The following is a 16,283-nucleotide window of genomic DNA, read 5'->3' on the forward strand; positions in this document are numbered from 1 at the left end:
GCGGGTGCCAACCCGCCAAGACTGCTGTGCGGACGCACGGTGTTGTAGTCCGTCCGCCATGCCTCGATGATCCGTCTCGCCGCAGCCAGCGATGGGAACAGGTGCTCGTTCAGGCACTCGTCGCGCAAGCGACCATTAAAGCTTTCGACAAAGCCGTTCTGCTGCGGCTTGCCCGGCGCGATGTAATGCCACTCGACCCCGGTGTCCTGGCACCAGGCGAGGACGGCGTGACTGGTGAGCTCGGTGCCATTGTCGCTGACCACCATGCACGGCAGCCCGCGACGTTCGGCGATGACGCTCAGCTCGCGGATGACGCGCCGACCTGACAGCGAGGTATCGACGATGCATGCCAGGCATTCCCGGCTGTAGTCGTCAATGACGTTGAGCATGCGGAACCGCCGGCCGCAGGCCAATGCATCCGACACGAAGTCGAGCGACCAGCGCTGGTTGGGCTCCTGCGGGATCGCCATCGGCGCCCGTGTTCCCAACGCGCGCTTGCGACCACCACGCTTGCGCACCGTCAGCCGCTCCTCGCGATACAGCCGATACACCTTCTTCAAATTCATGCCTTTCCCCTCGCGCCTGAGCAGGATCGCCAGCCGTCGATAGCCGAACCGACGGCGCTCGTTCGCGATCTCTCGCATCCGCTCGCGGACAGCATCGTCCTTCCCGCGAAGCGGCTCATATTGCCATGCCGACCGATTGACCCCGATCAGCCTGCAGGCGCGACGTTCGGAGAAGCCGTGATCGGCCATCAGCTTCTCCACCGCAGCGTAGCGCTCCGCAGACCGGGTCAGTTTTTTCCCAGCAGATCCTTCAGCGCCGACACGTCAAGCATCGACTCCGCCAGCAGCTTCTTCAGCCGTCGGTTCTCGTCCTCCAGCGTGCGCAACCGCGCCGCCTCCGACACGGTCATGCCGCCATACTTCGCCTTCCAGTTGTAGAACGTCGCATCGCTGATCCCGTGCTTCCGGCACAGCTCGGCGGTCTTCACGCCAGCCTCATGCTCGCGCAGCACGCCAATGATCTGATCCTCGGTAAATCGGCCTCGCCGCATCACTCGTCTCCATCTGACGAGCTAACTTACCAATGGCATGATTTCTGGGGAGCAGGTCAAATCGCCCGCTCGAACTCCACTATAATCGCCGTCCCAATCGCCGGTGCCGGATCAGGGTGCACCTGCACCTCTGCAAAGCTCGGCGCTGCCTGCTCCATCTGCCGCCGCCATCTGTAGATCTGGTTATGCCAAGATCATATACTCTCTTTTTTTTGCCTCAAATGCCGGCAACTGCAGTTCTGTCTGCCTTCGTTGCCGGCAGGCAACCAGACCGGGTGACAAGCCCACGCCAACTACGTGTGGGTCTGCAGTGCAGACACTCGGGCGCGCCGATGATTGCCATCGCAAACATCGATTTGCGATCGTGCGATACACCCCTCCATAATGTTCAAAAGGCAAGAGGAGCGGATGCGATGGGAATCAGTCAACTGGGCTATATCGGATTTCGGGTCAGCGACACGGATCGGTGGGGAACGTTCCTCACCGAGGGCCTTGGGATGATGGATGCGGGATTTGTGGGTGGCAGTCATCGTTACCGCAATGACGCTCTCTCCTGGCGTGTATCGGTCGAGTCCGGCGCGGAAGACGATGTATCGTTCCTGGGTTTTGAGGTTTCCGGCCAAGCGGTTTTCGAGACCCTTAAACGGAAGCTGGCTGATGACGGCATTGCCGTAGAGGAGGGGACCGCCGAACTGAAACGCCTTCGGAATGTGCTGGACCTGTTTACCTGCGCAGACCCGGAGGGCCTTCGGATCGAGATATTTTATGGCCCGGGGGAAAGCGACGAGGCGCCGTTCATTTCGCCTGCCGGAGTTTGCGGCTTCCTCACCGGCGAGCAGGGTTTGGGCCATGTTCTGCTTACCGCAACAGACATGGATGCGACCCGGGCCTTCTACCGGGACGCGCTTGACTTCCGCTTGTCCGACATGATCATTCTCGAAATAGGGCAATCGCAACCGCTCCCCCTCGAGTTCTACCACTGCAACAACCGCCATCACACGGTCGCCTTCCTCCCATTGAAGGGACCGAAGCGGATGCAGCATTTCATGCTGCAGGTGTTGGACCTGGATGAGGTCGGTTACGCGCAGGATCGGATGGACACCGTTGGTGCGGCCATTTCGCTGAGCATCGGTCGTCACTCGAACGACAAGATGATCTCCTTCTATGCACAAACACCCTCGGGCTTCGACGTCGAATTCGGCTTTGGTGCGCTGGATGTCGATGACTCCACATGGCGCGTAACGACCCATAGCCGCACTAGTCTTTGGGGTCACAAAACCCCTGGTTCGCTTTCGGAAAACTGGAAACCGGAGATCTGATGTAATGTCGCCCATCGGTGGGCGAGCAGCTAAGCCTTTCGATCCGATTGCAGAAGATGCTTGCGGTCGGGAGCTTCAATATCCGCTGCGACACGAGCCTCTCGAGTGACCAGACCTCTGAACCAACGGTGTTCGGGATCATTCTGATGCACCGCGTCCCAGAACAGATAGAACATCATCCGGTTTGTTGCGAAGGGTGGATCGGCGATGACGATATTGCCGGTTTCCGCGAGCAGGACAGCTAGCCGGCGCTGCATCAGCGCGAGACAGTCCGAAGTTTCTACAAATTTGGCGAGGAGCCAGAAGTTTGGCACGCGGACGACTTCGCGCTGGATGCCCCCTTCTGCAGCGATGAACTCATCTTCCACAGTCCTGATCCCGCTCGCATCGGGACGATAGGCGGCGTGATCCGCACTCCAATATCTCTCTCGCGTCAGGGGAGACGTCGAGAGCGGATGACCCTTGCGCATGATGCAGACGAAGCTTTCCTCGTAAAGCTCATGCTGGCTCAAATGCTCTCCCCAGCTTCGCATAAGGGCTGGCCCGATCATCAGATCGAACATTGCGAGTTGGTCTCTGCGTGTCGTTGCTGACAAGGGAATGAACTGCACATCCGCTCCCGGCGCTTCGCGCTGGACGGACGCGACGATGCGCCGGCCGATGACGGAAATGACCGCATCGGGTGTCGCTAATATAAAGCGGCGTCGGATGGAAGCCGGGTCGAGGACAGGTTGCCCGAAGACGCGGGAGACCCGCTCGGCAGCATCATCGATCTGGGGCAGGAGCGCCTGTGCGAGACTGGTCGGCACCATCTTGCGGCCCGATCGCAGCAGCAGTTCGTCCTTGAAGTGAAGCCGAAGCTTCGAGAGCGCATCGCTTACCGCAGACTGGCTCATGTTGAGTTGTTCGGACGCCCGGGTGATGTTGCCTGTCCGCAGGATCGCCTGCAGAATCGGCAGCAAGTTGAGATTGAGGTTGCGAAGGTGCGTCATTTTCCGTCCGTCGAAATGATCTTCCCCGAAACGGAGAGATGATTGTGCGGCACCCATGCCGCGAGTCGAGCTTAACTATCGGTCATACCGATAGCCACGTTCAGAACAACCGAGTTCTAAGGAGTGTTGGATTGCCCTAACGTCCCAGCAGGCCAAGGCAACGCCGCGAGAATGTTGCCGGAGCGCGCGTATCGGTCCAGCAGGATCACGGGCGCCAAACATTAGGGAGGTCGGAAGCCCATGCAACCGGACGTTGAAATCGCAAGGCCGCTGACCGAGGCTGGTACCAGTCGCTTTGCCAAAACGAAGAATTGGCAAGTCCACTACAATGAGGCTGGCGAGGGCCCGCCCCTAATGCTCCTCCACGGTAGTGGGCCTGGTGCCACCGCCTGGAGTAACTTCAGCCCAAACATCGCTGCCTTCGCCCGCGAATACCGTGTCATTGCTGTCGACCTGCCGGGCTGGGGCAAGAGTGATCCGCTGGATCCGATGGAGCAACACCGCTCCCTTGCCCATGTCCAGGCGCTGAAAGAGCTGCTCGACGAGCTTGGTATCGACCGCGCGGCCATCGTCGGTAACTCGATGGGCGGCCTCGTCGGCATGCATTTCAGTGCCTATCATCCCGAGCGCGTCGACCGCTGCGTCACCATGGGGTCGGGTATCATTGGCCAGGCGCTGCTGACGCCCGGCGGCGTGAGCGAGGGTATGCGTATCATCCTCGAGACATATCGGGATCCATCTCCGGAAAACTTCCGCCGCCTTGTGAACATCATGGTCCATGATCCGAGTTTTGCGACCGACGAGCTTCTCGAAGAACGCTCGGCAAGCGCCATCGAAGTCAGGCATCATTTGAAGAATTTCCTCAAACCCAACGAGGCGGGTTTCGCCTTCTTCCGACCTGCGCCCGATGGTGAAGAGCTTCTTGCACGCCTGACGCAAAGCAAGGTGCCCTGCTTGTTCATCCATGGTCGCGACGACAGGGTGGTTCATTGGGAGACGAGTTTGCGCGCGGTAAGCTTCGTGCCGGACTCGAGCATGCACCTCGTGAACCGGTGCGGCCACTGGGCGCAGCTCGAACACGCCGATGCGTTCAATTCCCTCGTGAGCGCCTTCCTCAAGCTCCGAAAATCGGGCGAAGACCGGAAACTCGACGCGACCACATCGCAGAATTTCTGACGTCCTCTTCCAAGGCTTCTACCCGGCACCGCTCCGATTCCGGTCGGTGCGCTGCGCCAGGCGCCTGTCTTGACCCCTCCCTCGCAAACAGGATTTGGAAAATGAACAACTGTCCAGTGGTGATCGTGGGAGCCGGCCCCGTCGGGCTTGTTGCTGCCATAGACCTGGCACTGCGCGGGGTCCGAACCATAGTGCTCGAAAGGCGATCGGACGCCGATCCCACCAATCCGCGGTGTAATACAACCAGTGCGCGCACGATGGAGATTCTGCGCGAGTTCGGCTGTGCAGACGAGTACCGCATGCTTGGCGTACCCCAGGATTATCCCAATGACGTGGTCTATTCCACCCGGATCAACGGCACGGAAATCACCCGCTATACGCTGGCGAGTTCTGGCAACCGCGCACAGGATGACCGTTTCTCCCACGACGGCGGATGGAATTCAGTCGAACGGCCACACCGGGCGACACAGTCGCTCCTCGAAAAGGTGCTACGCAAAAGGGCTGCCAGCCTTCCAGAGATTGATCTGCGCTATAACCAGGAATGCACGGCCGTTGATCAGGACGATAATAGCGTCATCGTCTCATTTCTCGACACAACAAGCGGCGCTGAAGGCAATATCTCGGCAAAATACCTCATCGGCGCCGATGGTGGCCGATCGATGGTAAGGCGCGCAATCGGCGTCAAGCTTATCGGCGGATATACTCAGATCGCGCGTGCCGAATCCGTCTATTTTCGATCGAAGGAAATCCTCGGCCTTTTCCCTGGCAAGCCCGCCTGGATGAATTGGGTCATCAACAAGGACATGTTTGGTAACCTGATTGCAATCGATGGTCGCGAACTCTGGTTGGCGCACGTTACGATCCCCGATGGCCAAGAAGGCATTCGCAAGGAAGATTTTGATCGCCAGATCGAGCAAACCCTCGGGTGCCGGGTCGAATATGAGGTCATTTCACAGGAATCCTGGCAGCTCAACCGCCTCGTCGCTGACACCTATCGGATTCACCGGGTTTTCCTTGCAGGAGATGCTGCCCACAGTTGGCCGCCATGGGCCGGGCATGGCATGAATACGGGGATCGAGGACGCGATGGGGCTTAGCTGGCTTCTGGCTGGCGCCTTAGAGGGCTGGCTGCCCGACGCCGCACTCGACGCCTATCAGGCCGAACGCCAGAATATCGGTGACAAGATCTCGCGCGCGGCGGTCAATATGGCGTCCGCTCAGCATGAGATCGCTCACAATCTCGATCTGCGGAACAAGGTTGAGCTTCCCGGTGAGGAGGGCGAAGCAGCGCGACACTATATTCGCAATCGGCTGATTGAAGCGGACAGTAACCAGTTCAATCCGCAGGGACTGAATTTCGGGCTGCAATATGACGCCTCGCCGCTCATCGCCTACGACGACGAGGCCGCTCCAGAATTCACGATTGCGACATACACTCCTTCGTCGGTGCCGGGCTGTCGCGCTCCTCATTTCTCGTTGATCGAAACGGGGACGCCCCTGATCGACCATCTTGGGCGCGGCTTCGCCTTGCTGGTATCGGATGACGATGTCGAGATCGGGGGGCTGATCGATGCGGCAAAGGCCTGCGGGCTCCCTCTCGCTGTCATCGATATTGCCCATGAACCAAAGGCACGAGCCTTCTACAAGCACAAGCTCGTCTTGGTCAGGCCTGACAAGCGGATCGCGTGGCGTGCTGATGAAGCGCCCAGCGATCCCGGTGCGGTGATCGGGAAGGCGCGCGGCGCGGTTTAACCGACGGATGCCGGGCGTCCTCCGGAGGGCGATCGGCATCGCATAGATATGAGCATCGGCCATTGCGGCCGACATGATGCTGACTGCAAATTCTGGAGCACCTGAATGCCCAATCTTGATCAAGTGGCAGAGCGACTGCGGCACGCTTATAGCGGCGGAGCAATCGCGCCGCTGCGTGATGCGCTCGATCCGACGGATGTCGATGCAGCCTATGCTGTCCAGGCGATCAACACCGCCTATTGGCGAAGTGAGGGGCGACGCGTGGTTGGCAGAAAGGTCGGCCTGACCGCCAAGGCGGTCCAGGCGCAATTGGGTGTCGATCAACCAGACTTCGGTGTTCTCTTCGACGATATGGAAATTGCCAGCGGTGGGTTTCTGCGGCCCGGCGTACTGCAGCCCAAGGCGGAGGCGGAAGTGGCGTTCATCCTGGGTGCTGATCTATCCAGCCATAGCGTGACGACAGACGAAGCCGCCCGCGCCGTGGCGCAGGTGACTGCGGCGATCGAGATCGTGGATAGCCGCATTGCGGACTGGAAGATCACGTTTGCTGACACGGTGGCCGACAATGGATCGTCCGCCTTCTATGTTTTGGGAGATGATCGCAAGATCCTCGATGGCCTCGACCTGTGGACTTGCGGCATGGTGCTAGAAGTGAACGGCCAGATCGGCGCGGTCGGCGCCGGCGCCGCCTGCCTTGGCCATCCCCTCAATGCGCTCGCCTGGCTCGCCGAGACATTGGCCAAGCGCGGCGATCCTTTGAAGGAGGGCGATGTGGTTCTCAGTGGCGCGCTCGGGCCGATGGTGGCTCTCAAGCCGGGCGACATCGTCCAGGCTTCTATTGGCGGCCTCGGGGTCGTCGGCTTTACCTACGGAGATCCAAGATGACCGCCAAGACGAAAGTTGCCATCATTGGATCGGGCAACATCGGCACCGATCTCATGATCAAGATCATGCGGTTGTCGCAGGTGCTGGAAATGGCGGCCTTTGTCGGCGTCGACCCGCAGTCCGATGGGCTGCAGCGCGCCGAGCGCATGGGCGTTGCGGTAACATCGGATGGCATCGACGGACTGGTCGCCCTGCCGGTCTTTGCCGACATCGCTATCGTCTTTGACGCCACGTCGGCGGGCGCCCATGAAAAACATGACCGCATCCTGCGAGAATACGGCAAGATCGTGATCGATCTGACACCTGCCGCGATCGGGCCCTTCACCATTCCCGCCGTCAACGGCACCGCGAACCTGCATGAAACCAACCTCAACATGGTGACCTGCGGGGGGCAGGCGACGATCCCGATCGTCGCGGCGGTCAACCGGATATCGCCGGTTATCTATGGCGAGATCGTCGCATCGATCGCGTCCAAGTCGGCGGGACCGGGCACGCGGTCAAATATCGACGAGTTCACCGAAACCACCAGCCAGGCCATCGAGAAGGTCGGCGGGGCGCGGCGGGGCAAGGCGATCATCGTGCTCAACCCAGCGGAGCCGCCCCTCATCATGCGCGACACGGTCTACTGCCTGGTCGGGGAGGACGCTGACTTCGCCGCGATCGAAGCGTCGATCCTCCAGATGGTGGAAGAGGTTCAATCTTACGTACCGGGTTACAGGCTCAAGCAGGCCGTGCAGTTTGAGACGATCGGCGGAAATGCGCCGCTCCACATTCCCGAAATGGCCGGCGATTTCATCGGTGCAAAGGTCTCGGTCTTCCTGGAGGTCGAGGGCGCGGCCCACTATTTGCCGGCCTATGCGGGCAATCTCGATATCATGACATCCGCTGCGCTCAAGACGGCCGAACGCATCGCCCAGCTTCAGGCCGGAAGGATCACCATATGACTGTCTCAGCATCTGCAAGCCTGCCGAAGGGTAAACTCTACATCCAGGACGTTACGTTGCGCGATGGTATGCACGCGATCCGCCACCAATATGATCTCGATCATGTGAGGGCGATCGCGCGCGCGCTCGATGCCGCCCAGGTTGACGCGATTGAGGTCGCCCACGGCGACGGCCTGTCCGGCTCGTCGTTCAATTATGGTTTTGGCGCGCATACTGACTGGGCGTGGATCGAAGCGGTAGCCGAGGTCCTGACGCATAGTGTCCTCACCACTCTGCTCTTGCCCGGCATCGGGACGGTCCACGACCTCAAGCAGGCGCATGCGCTCGGCGTCCGATCGGTGCGGGTCGCGACCCATTGCACGGAAGCCGATGTTTCGCGCCAGCATATCGAATATGCCCGCGCACTCGGCATGGACGTCTCGGGGTTTTTGATGATGAGCCATATGAGCCCGCCCGATGCCCTCGCACAGCAAGCGAAGCTGATGGAAAGCTATGGCGCGCATTGCGTCTATGTCACCGACAGCGGCGGCGCGATGAGCATGGACGACATCGCCTCGCGAATGCAGGCCTATGACCGAATCCTCAAACCTGAGACGCAGCGAGGAATTCACGCGCATCACAATCTCTCGCTTGGCGTCGCCAACTCGATTGTCGCCGTCCAGAACGGCGCTCTTCGCGTCGATGCGTCGCTCGCAGGCATGGGAGCAGGCGCCGGTAACGCTCCGCTCGAAGTTTTCATTGCTGCGGCCGATCGGCTCGGATGGCAGCACGGGACCGATCTCTTCGCCTTGATGGATGCTGCTGAGGACCTTGTGCGACCGCTCCAAGATCGACCCGTGCGGGTCGACCGGGAGACGCTGAGCCTTGGCTATGCCGGGGTCTATTCCAGCTTCCTTCGCCATGCCGAACGGGCGGCGATGGACCATGGGCTCGACACCCGACAGATCCTGATCGAATTGGGGCGCAGGAAGATGGTGGGTGGCCAGGAGGACATGATCACCGATGTTGCGCTCGATCTCGTCCGGGCTTCACACAAATAACCCGTGATGCGACGGCCATGTGCTCCAGTCCGCACCGCGCGAGAAAATCGGCAGCACATGTGATCTTCGGCGTGACACTGCCCTGACAGGTGTAGACCGGGAGGTCGACCGTCGAAAGCGCGGGCGCAAGAATCTACGGAAGGGCTTGGTCGTTGGGGATCAAATGGACCAGGCCGCAGCGTATCACTCCCGTTGATGCCCCTGTCTTGATCTCGATGAAGACCTTGGCGCATGCAATGACCCCGAACATGCCACTCGCTTGCTCAGCCAGGTAGCTCGACGGCAATAGCGGTAGCCTCGCCGCCGCCGAGACACAGGCTAGCGACGCCGCGCTTGAGCCCGCGCTTTCGCAGGGCATGCAGGAGCGTGACGATGATCCGCGCACCTGTGGCTCCGATCGGGTGACCGAGTGCACAAGCCCCGCCATTGATGTTGAGGCGTTCGCGTGCGATGCCGAGATCGACGGCAGCGGCCATCGCGACGACCGCGAAGGCTTCGTTGATCTCGAACAGATCGACATCATCGACAGACCAGCCGACGCGGTCAAGCAGCTTACGGATCGCGGAGATCGGAGCGGTCGCATAGAGCGCCGGCTCCTGGCTATGGGTGGCGTGCGCACGAATCTCGGCGAAGACCGGCAGCCCATCGCGCTTGGCGATGGACCGCCGGGTCAGGACGAGCGCGGCGGCGCCATCGGCCAGCGCGGAGGCGCTGGCAGCCGTGATCGTGCCGTCGGGGCGAAACGCTGGCTTGAGATCCGGAATCCGTTCGACCGCCACCTTCATTGGATGTTCGTCGATGTCGATCAACGTGCTTCCGCCTCTGCTGTATACAGGGAACGGAGCGATCTCATCGGCAAAAGCGCCCTCGGCGATCGCCATCCGCGCACGCGTCAAAGTCTCAATCGCGTAAGCATCCTGGTCAGTCCGGCTAAACCCATACATGCCGGCAGCGGTCTCCCCGAAGTCCCCCATGGGCCGACCAGGCTCGTAGGCGTCTTCGAGACCGTCCAGCATCATGTGGTCAAGAAACGCCTCATGGCCGAGCCGGTATCCGGTGCGCGCCTTGCTCAGAAGGTAGGGTGTGTTGGACATCGACTCCATGCCGCCTGCCACTACGACCTCTGCCGAGCCCGCAAGGATCAAATCATGCGCCAACATGGTCGCCTTCATACCTGATCCACACACTTTGTTGATCGTGGTTGCGCCGGTCGCATCCGGAAGACCTGCGGCCCTTGCTGCCTGCCGTGCTGGCGCCTGTCCCTGGCCGGCTGGCAGTACGCATCCCATGAAGACCTCATCGACGGGGCGATCGCCAAGCTTGGCTCGCGTCAACGCCGCGCGTATAGTATGGGCGCCCAATGCCGGTGCTTTCACCGTCGAAAAATCTCCGAGGAAGCGGCCGATCGGCGTGCGCGCAGCCGAGACGATGACGACGGGATCCAGGGCATCCGGCATGTGGTGTCTTTCCAATCTAGAGTAGTGCGTTGAGGATAGCTGGGGCCGGAGCGGTTGGACGGCGCGGTGAACTTCCGTCCCGGGGGCGAAATGGGATGCGGCGGGGATGGACCTCAGTCTACGTCCACATTTGCTTCTGTCAGCAAACTGGTTCGCAAGCGCTTCTTGTCGATCTTACCAAAGGCTGTGAGCGGCATCTCTTCAAGGAAGACGAAGCGCTTGGGCGTTTTATAGGCAGACAGGCTCTGTTTTGCATGCCTCCGCAAGTCCTCAAGCGGTGCCGGATCGGCGGACGTCACGATGACCGCCGTGACCGCTTCCCCCCAATCATCGTCGGGAAGGCCAACGACGGCAACTTCGCGGACATCGGGATGGAGCCGCAGCGCGGCCTCAACCTCTACCGAATAGACATTCATCCCGCCGCTGATGATCATGTCCTTGGCGCGATCAACGAGGAACAGATAGCCTTGGCTATCGAGATATCCGAGGTCTCCGGTGCGGAGCCATTCACCGTTGAACGCCGCCCCCGTCGCGTGGCGGTCATCGAGATAATCGAGCATCCGATAGGGTGATCGAACCTCTACTTCCCCTGCGTCAGGCGATTCCCCAGCAATCCTGACATCGACGAACGGGACAGCCCGACCGCAGGAGGCAAGGAGGTGGTCCGTGAGATGATCCTCCTTGGTCAGTCCGGTGATCCAGTTCGGAGATTCGATCTGGCCGTAAAGCTGGATAAAGACCGGGCCAAAGCGCCTCAGTCCTTCCTTGAGCCGTGGTTGGCTCATGGGTGCGGCGCCATAAACGACAGTGCGCACCGATGACAAGTCGCAGCGTCGCGCGTCCATTGCGTCAAGAAGCCGGTAGATCATGGTGGGAACCATGAAGGACCAGGTTACGCGATACTGTTCGCAGGCGTCGAGAAAACGGCCAGGATCGAATTTTGCTGCCAATATGGCTTGCCCGCCCTGGAGGAGACACGCCTGCAGGTGAAATCCCGCCGAATGGGGCAGCGGCGTCGAAAGATACATGACCTCATCCGATCGGATGTCACCGCAGACGAGTTGCGCGAGCAGATTGACGCCGAGCCGACCGTAACTGTGGCGGACACCCTTGGGCCGACCGGTTGTGCCCCCGGTATAGATGATCATCGCTGTATCGTCCGGGTCGGCAACGATCCGGCTGGCCACGCTCGGGTGGCTCATAACCTCAGCCCAGGTCAGATGGTCACCGTGATCCGGGCTGTGATCGCCGACTGCGATCGTCAGGATATCGCGGTCGATGGGCTGTCGGGCCACGGGATTGAGAAAGGAAGCATGAGCGATGAGCACGTCGACCGCAGCATGGTTGAGGCAATAGGCGATCTCTGCGGGGGCGATTAACTCATTGAGCGGCACTTTGGCGGCCGCAAGTTTGAGGATCGCAAGGTCGGCAACGACATATTCCGCGCCATTGCGAAGATGAAGGGCAATCCGGGATCCAGTGCCAAATCCCCGCGACGACAGGAACGCCGCAAGCCGGTCGGATCGTTCATCCAGATCGGCGTAGCTGAGCATTTCGGTGGTATGGATCGCTACCCGCCCTCCGTGACGCCGTACGGCCTGAAGGAGGAGATCCGCGAGCGTGATGCCGATGAACGACGGCTTGTCCATCACGCCTGCTGCTCGGCCCGGTCGACCACTATGCGCCCGCCTTGAATCACTTTCAGCGGGCTCTTGAGGTTCTCGACAGAAACGGTCGGATCCGCCTGGAGGAGAAGCAGATCGGCTTGCCGCCCTTCGGCAATGACGCCTATGTCGCTGCGCCCGAGATGGACGGCGGCGAGGCCGGTCGCTGAACGCAGGATCTCGGTCGCTGTCAAACCCGAAAGCGCCATGCGCTCGGCTTCAACAATGGAATTGGCACCGAACATGCCTGACTCCAGGCCTTCGATCTGAACCGTCGGTGCGAAGCTGTCGCTGCCAAGGACAATGCGTACACCAGCGTCGCGAACCAAGGCGAGGTTATGCATCGCTTCGGCGCGCGGATAGACCCACAAAGTGGGCACATACGAAGCATCGTTCTTGAGTAACAGGTCGATGAAGCGCTTGTCCGAAATGCGCGTGGCAACGACACCATGCTCCACGCCGTCAGCGCCAGCCTCCAGTGCTTCGATCGCGCGTTCTTCCTCGAACGTATGAACAGTGGTCTTGAAGCCGAGCCGCCGCGCCTCAGCGACTGCTGCTTCCAGAACTTCGGGTTTCATGCGCTGAATTGAAACCATCCCATGCCACTTGTAATCGGGTTCTCCCGAGCAGCGGCAGCCACCCTGTAGCAGCAGTTTGATGGCATCGACACCCTTTTCGGCCATCGCATTGACGACATCGCGGGCTTCATCGACCGAGCCGATCTCACTGGCGGCGCGCAGTCGATACCAGGGGTTGCGGCCATAGACGGTTGCGCTGGGATGGCCGCCGGGAGCAGTGATGCCGACGCCGGTCATCAGGAGCCGCGGGCCTGACAGGTCGCCCGAAGCGAGCCGATTGCGGACATCGCCAATCTCGGGAAGCGGGTCGCCGACCGACTTCACCGACGTAATCCCATAGTCCAGGAACGACCGCAGATTCTTTGGCAGCTCCTCCTTGATATAATGGCCCATCGCCTCCGGGTTAATCGCGTTCTGGAAGTCGAACAGATGGATGTGGCTTTCGATGAGCCCTGGGGTCAGCCACAGACCGGCCGCATTGACCGTCTGCCGGCCTGAAAGATGACTCTGCGAGATTTTTGCGATTCTGCCATCGGTGATTCCGACACTCGTAGGCTTGGGGAGCGTCCGTTCACCGTCAAATATCCACGCGTCCTGGAAGACTAGATCAAAGGTCGGTTCAACAGGTCCGGACATCTTAATTCCTCCTCTGGAATAGCATTAAGCGACGAGGCTGATCCAGGCGACGGCGACCCGATCCGGCGTCGAATACGTGTCGGCGGTCAGAACGAGCGGGTTACCTTGACGCCGAAGGTACGTGGCGCTCCAAGGCCCCCCAATACGGGCGCGCCGAAAAGTGCGTTCGAAACATAGGATTGGGCAACGTACCGCTTGCCGGTGATGTTATCCATATAGCCCTCTACACTCCAACCGCCGCGTTCATAAGTCAGCCGCGCATTGAGCAATCCGCGTTTCGCTTGTGAAACTGCCCGTTCGTTCCACGGCGTGAAATAGATCCGGCTGGTGTAGACATAATCGCCACGGAGTGTGACTTCGCCGCCGCCGAGCGGTATCGTATATTGAGCGCCTACCCGACCTGTGAATTTAGGCGCCTGGGTTAGCTGGTTCCCCCCCAGATCGACCGGACCATCGGCCACAAACGCCGGATTGGTGCTTACGAAATCCTTATATTCCGAATGGATTATGGAAAACGAACCATCGATCTGCAAAGCCGAGGCGGGCCGCAAGGTGACGTCGATATCAGCGCCATAGAGCTCTGCCTGGGCTGCGTTTTCGATGACGATCACCGGCCCACGCAAAATCCCAAGCTGCAAATTCTTGTAGTCATAATGGAAGAGCGTGGCGTTCAGCCGAAGCAACCGGTCTGTTGTGTCGAACCGCACACCCAGTTCGAAGTCCTTGATCGTCTCTGGCTCGAATGCGTTGCTTGCTACGCCCAGATTATAGCCGCCGGCTTTGAATCCTTCCGTGTAGGAAATATAGGCGTAGAGGTTGTCGGTTGCTTGGAAGTCCAAGGTGGCCGTCGGTGTGAACTTCTTGAAATCTGTCTTCGCCTGTCGCGGAAAGCCGGGCAGATTGATCACCGGATTAGTTGGAGAGAATACACGGGTGAAATCAAACTGCGATTGATCGGACACTCTTCTATTATCGTCCGTGTATCGTCCCCCGATGACCAGCGAAATCCTGTCGGTAAGTTTATACTTCAGGCGGGCATAAGGAGCGATCGCTTCATTGATGAGCTTGCCCCCGGCGAAATAGCCCTGCGCCAGCAGGTTGGGGCCACCAGCGACGACGTAGCTGAACGGAAGCGTTTGCGAAGAGTAGATATTCTCACGGATATATTGGACGCCAGCCAGCCATTCCAAGCGCCCGAGCGTGCCGGTAAGCACAAATTCCTGGCTTATCTGGTCAGCGTTCTCAACCACCGTAGAGAAGGACAGCGGGAAGCTGCTTCCATCGATATTGCTGCCAAAGCGCGCTTCGCTCCGTCGGATCGACGAATAGGACTTAAGGGTCGCCCAATCCATGTCGAACGTCGCTAGCAACGTGCCGGCGTAGGTCTGTACATCGACAAAAGGATCCTTGTAGGCAGCTATGTCGCGAGGGTTTGATGGATTGACACCGCCATTGAGCGCACCCACGAGGGGAAGCGATGGATTTGCCTGGCCAAGATAATGGAGGGCACCTGCATTATCGTCTTCGCGATGATATTCTCCGATCAGTCTGATGTCGATTACGGAGGTCGGTCGCCACCGCAAGCTAGCGCGAATGTTGGCCTCAGACTGATCGTCGATATCGGTGCGTGTAACGATATTTCTGCCAAAGCCGTCGCGACGACGGCCCTGCAGCGAAATACGACCGGAAAGAGTTGAGGACAACGCACCCCCCACCGCGCCTTCGGCTAGAACGGTGTTATAATTCCCATAGCTGAGAATCATATAACCCGATGTCTGCGCTGATGGGCTGCGGCTAATGACGTTTATGGCTCCGGCAGTAGCGTTCCGGCCGTAAAGTGCGCCCTGTGGCCCCTTGAGAATTTCGACTCTCTCTACATCGAAGAAGCCGCCCGTTTGAGCGGCCGGACGCCCGATATAGATGCCGTCTTGATGATAGGCCACGCGGGGATCCACTCCCGGGTTCAGTTCGCTGGAACCAATGCCGCGTATTGCAATATGCGATTGGCCGACAAGGCTACCGAAGCTGATTCCCGGGACGGTGGCACCTAGGCTTTCCACGTCCGAGATGCCGAGTTTCTGCAATCCTTCGGCGGTCATCGCCGTGATGGCCACGGGGGTCGACTGGAGGTTGCTGGCCCCACGCGTTGCAGTGACCACGATATCATCCGTTCCGGGTACAGGCTCCGCGGCCTGGCTCGTCGGCGGAACGTCCGGCGCAATGGTTTGGGCCTGCGCGCTGGTCGAGATTGCGAAAAGGCTAACTGCGCTACAAAGCGCGACGGTTGTTGGTTTCATGTCATCCTCCCAATGCGAGCCATTGCATCGGATCGAGACCTCCGGTGGCCCCATCCCTGTCTCTGATGGACAATTTGCGCCTCGCTACGGATCTGTTGTCCCACTCTGGAAGCCATCCGAAAAATAGCATGTTTGGATGCCAAGTATCGTAAAAGGCGGTGAGTTCCCCACGCACTGCGTCGCTACGTTACCCCTAGTCCACCTTGGCTTTGCCGTTGTAAGTCGAGCCTAGGCCAGCACCCGAGGGGTAGTACAGGCTGCGACGCCCTGCACCTCACCAATCGATCTTTTCTCCCTTTTCAGGAGACCGGCGCGTTACAACCGGCAAAGGCTGCGATGCCCTTGGCCAGAAGACGCCTCCGGTGGCCGCTCGTCTTCGGACCGCCATCGAATGATGCATAATGTTGGAAATATCTGTGCAACGACAAATTCGATAGCCGGTTGACGACAAATGAGGGTTCTTCCGCATTTTTGGTGCAAGTTGAGG

Annotated in this window: 13 protein-coding genes; 6 read left to right on the plus strand and 7 right to left on the minus strand. The window is 59.8% G+C overall.

The features are described from left to right. Positions 1–1,057, minus strand: a protein-coding gene (locus EBBID32_RS10420) for an IS3 family transposase (protein ID WP_440590961.1) whose coding sequence is annotated in 2 segments (ribosomal slippage) — positions 1–811 and positions 811–1,057 — 1,058 coding nt annotated over the 2 segments. Because the reading frame shifts where the segments join, the coding sequence is not laid out codon by codon here. This gene is flagged as partial in the annotation. Between the two features lie 332 nt (positions 1,058–1,389). On the opposite strand from EBBID32_RS10420, the gene EBBID32_RS10435 reads away from it, so the two are divergent. Next, on the plus strand, positions 1,390–2,376 hold the full coding sequence (locus tag EBBID32_RS10435; protein ID WP_196805632.1) for a VOC family protein: 987 nt from the start codon (positions 1,390–1,392) through the stop codon (positions 2,374–2,376). 29 nt (positions 2,377–2,405) lie between these two features. On the opposite strand, the gene EBBID32_RS10440 is transcribed toward EBBID32_RS10435, so the two are convergent. Continuing rightward, on the minus strand, positions 2,406–3,368 hold the full coding sequence (locus tag EBBID32_RS10440) for a LysR family transcriptional regulator (RefSeq protein ID WP_006956049.1): 963 nt from the start codon (positions 3,366–3,368) through the stop codon (positions 2,406–2,408). A 240-nt stretch (positions 3,369–3,608) separates the two neighbouring features. Here EBBID32_RS10440 and EBBID32_RS10445 point away from each other — a divergent pair, with 240 nt between their 5' ends. The 5 genes from EBBID32_RS10445 (at position 3,609) to dmpG (ending at position 9,164) form a co-directional block, all read left to right on the plus strand. Beyond that, entirely contained in the window at positions 3,609–4,544 is a 936-nt protein-coding gene (locus EBBID32_RS10445; protein WP_051093323.1) for an alpha/beta fold hydrolase, read from the plus strand. A 101-nt stretch (positions 4,545–4,645) separates the two neighbouring features. Then, the gene (locus EBBID32_RS10450; RefSeq protein ID WP_037490065.1) at positions 4,646–6,295 is read left to right on the plus strand and encodes an FAD-dependent monooxygenase; all 1,650 of its coding nucleotides are present in this window, start codon (positions 4,646–4,648) and stop codon (positions 6,293–6,295) included. Between the two features lie 105 nt (positions 6,296–6,400). Continuing rightward, a complete protein-coding gene (locus EBBID32_RS10455; protein WP_006956054.1) occupies positions 6,401–7,180 on the plus strand; it encodes a 2-keto-4-pentenoate hydratase in 780 nt (259 codons plus the stop codon). Further along, entirely contained in the window at positions 7,177–8,124 is a 948-nt protein-coding gene (locus EBBID32_RS10460; protein WP_006956056.1) for an acetaldehyde dehydrogenase (acetylating), read from the plus strand. Before EBBID32_RS10455 ends, EBBID32_RS10460 begins: the two co-directional genes overlap by 4 nt. After that, on the plus strand, positions 8,121–9,164 hold the full coding sequence (dmpG, locus tag EBBID32_RS10465) for a 4-hydroxy-2-oxovalerate aldolase (RefSeq protein ID WP_006956059.1): 1,044 nt from the start codon (positions 8,121–8,123) through the stop codon (positions 9,162–9,164). The genes EBBID32_RS10460 and dmpG overlap by 4 nt, the downstream gene beginning before the upstream one ends. A gap of 263 nt (positions 9,165–9,427) precedes the next feature. On the opposite strand, the gene EBBID32_RS10470 is transcribed toward dmpG, so the two are convergent. From EBBID32_RS10470 to EBBID32_RS24870, 5 genes are all read right to left on the minus strand, one after another. Further along, entirely contained in the window at positions 9,428–10,621 is a 1,194-nt protein-coding gene (locus EBBID32_RS10470; protein WP_006956061.1) for an acetyl-CoA C-acyltransferase, read from the minus strand. 113 nt (positions 10,622–10,734) lie between these two features. Then, positions 10,735–12,270 carry a class I adenylate-forming enzyme family protein gene (locus EBBID32_RS10475; RefSeq protein ID WP_006956063.1) on the minus strand — a complete coding sequence of 512 codons (1,536 nt, stop codon included), beginning with the start codon at positions 12,268–12,270 and terminating at the stop codon, positions 10,735–10,737. After that, a complete protein-coding gene (locus tag EBBID32_RS10480; RefSeq protein ID WP_006956066.1) occupies positions 12,270–13,499 on the minus strand; it encodes an amidohydrolase family protein in 1,230 nt (409 codons plus the stop codon). The genes EBBID32_RS10475 and EBBID32_RS10480 overlap by 1 nt, the downstream gene beginning before the upstream one ends. An 86-nt stretch (positions 13,500–13,585) precedes the next feature. Next, the gene (locus tag EBBID32_RS10485) at positions 13,586–15,796 is read right to left on the minus strand and encodes a TonB-dependent receptor (RefSeq protein ID WP_037490070.1); all 2,211 of its coding nucleotides are present in this window, start codon (positions 15,794–15,796) and stop codon (positions 13,586–13,588) included. A gap of 299 nt (positions 15,797–16,095) precedes the next feature. Further along, on the minus strand, positions 16,096–16,283 hold a 188-nt coding region (locus tag EBBID32_RS24870), incomplete at its 5' end, for a hypothetical protein (protein WP_231382164.1).

The sequence above is a fragment of the Sphingobium indicum BiD32 genome, from assembly GCF_000382885.1.
Taxonomy (GTDB): domain Bacteria; phylum Pseudomonadota; class Alphaproteobacteria; order Sphingomonadales; family Sphingomonadaceae; genus Sphingobium; species Sphingobium japonicum_C.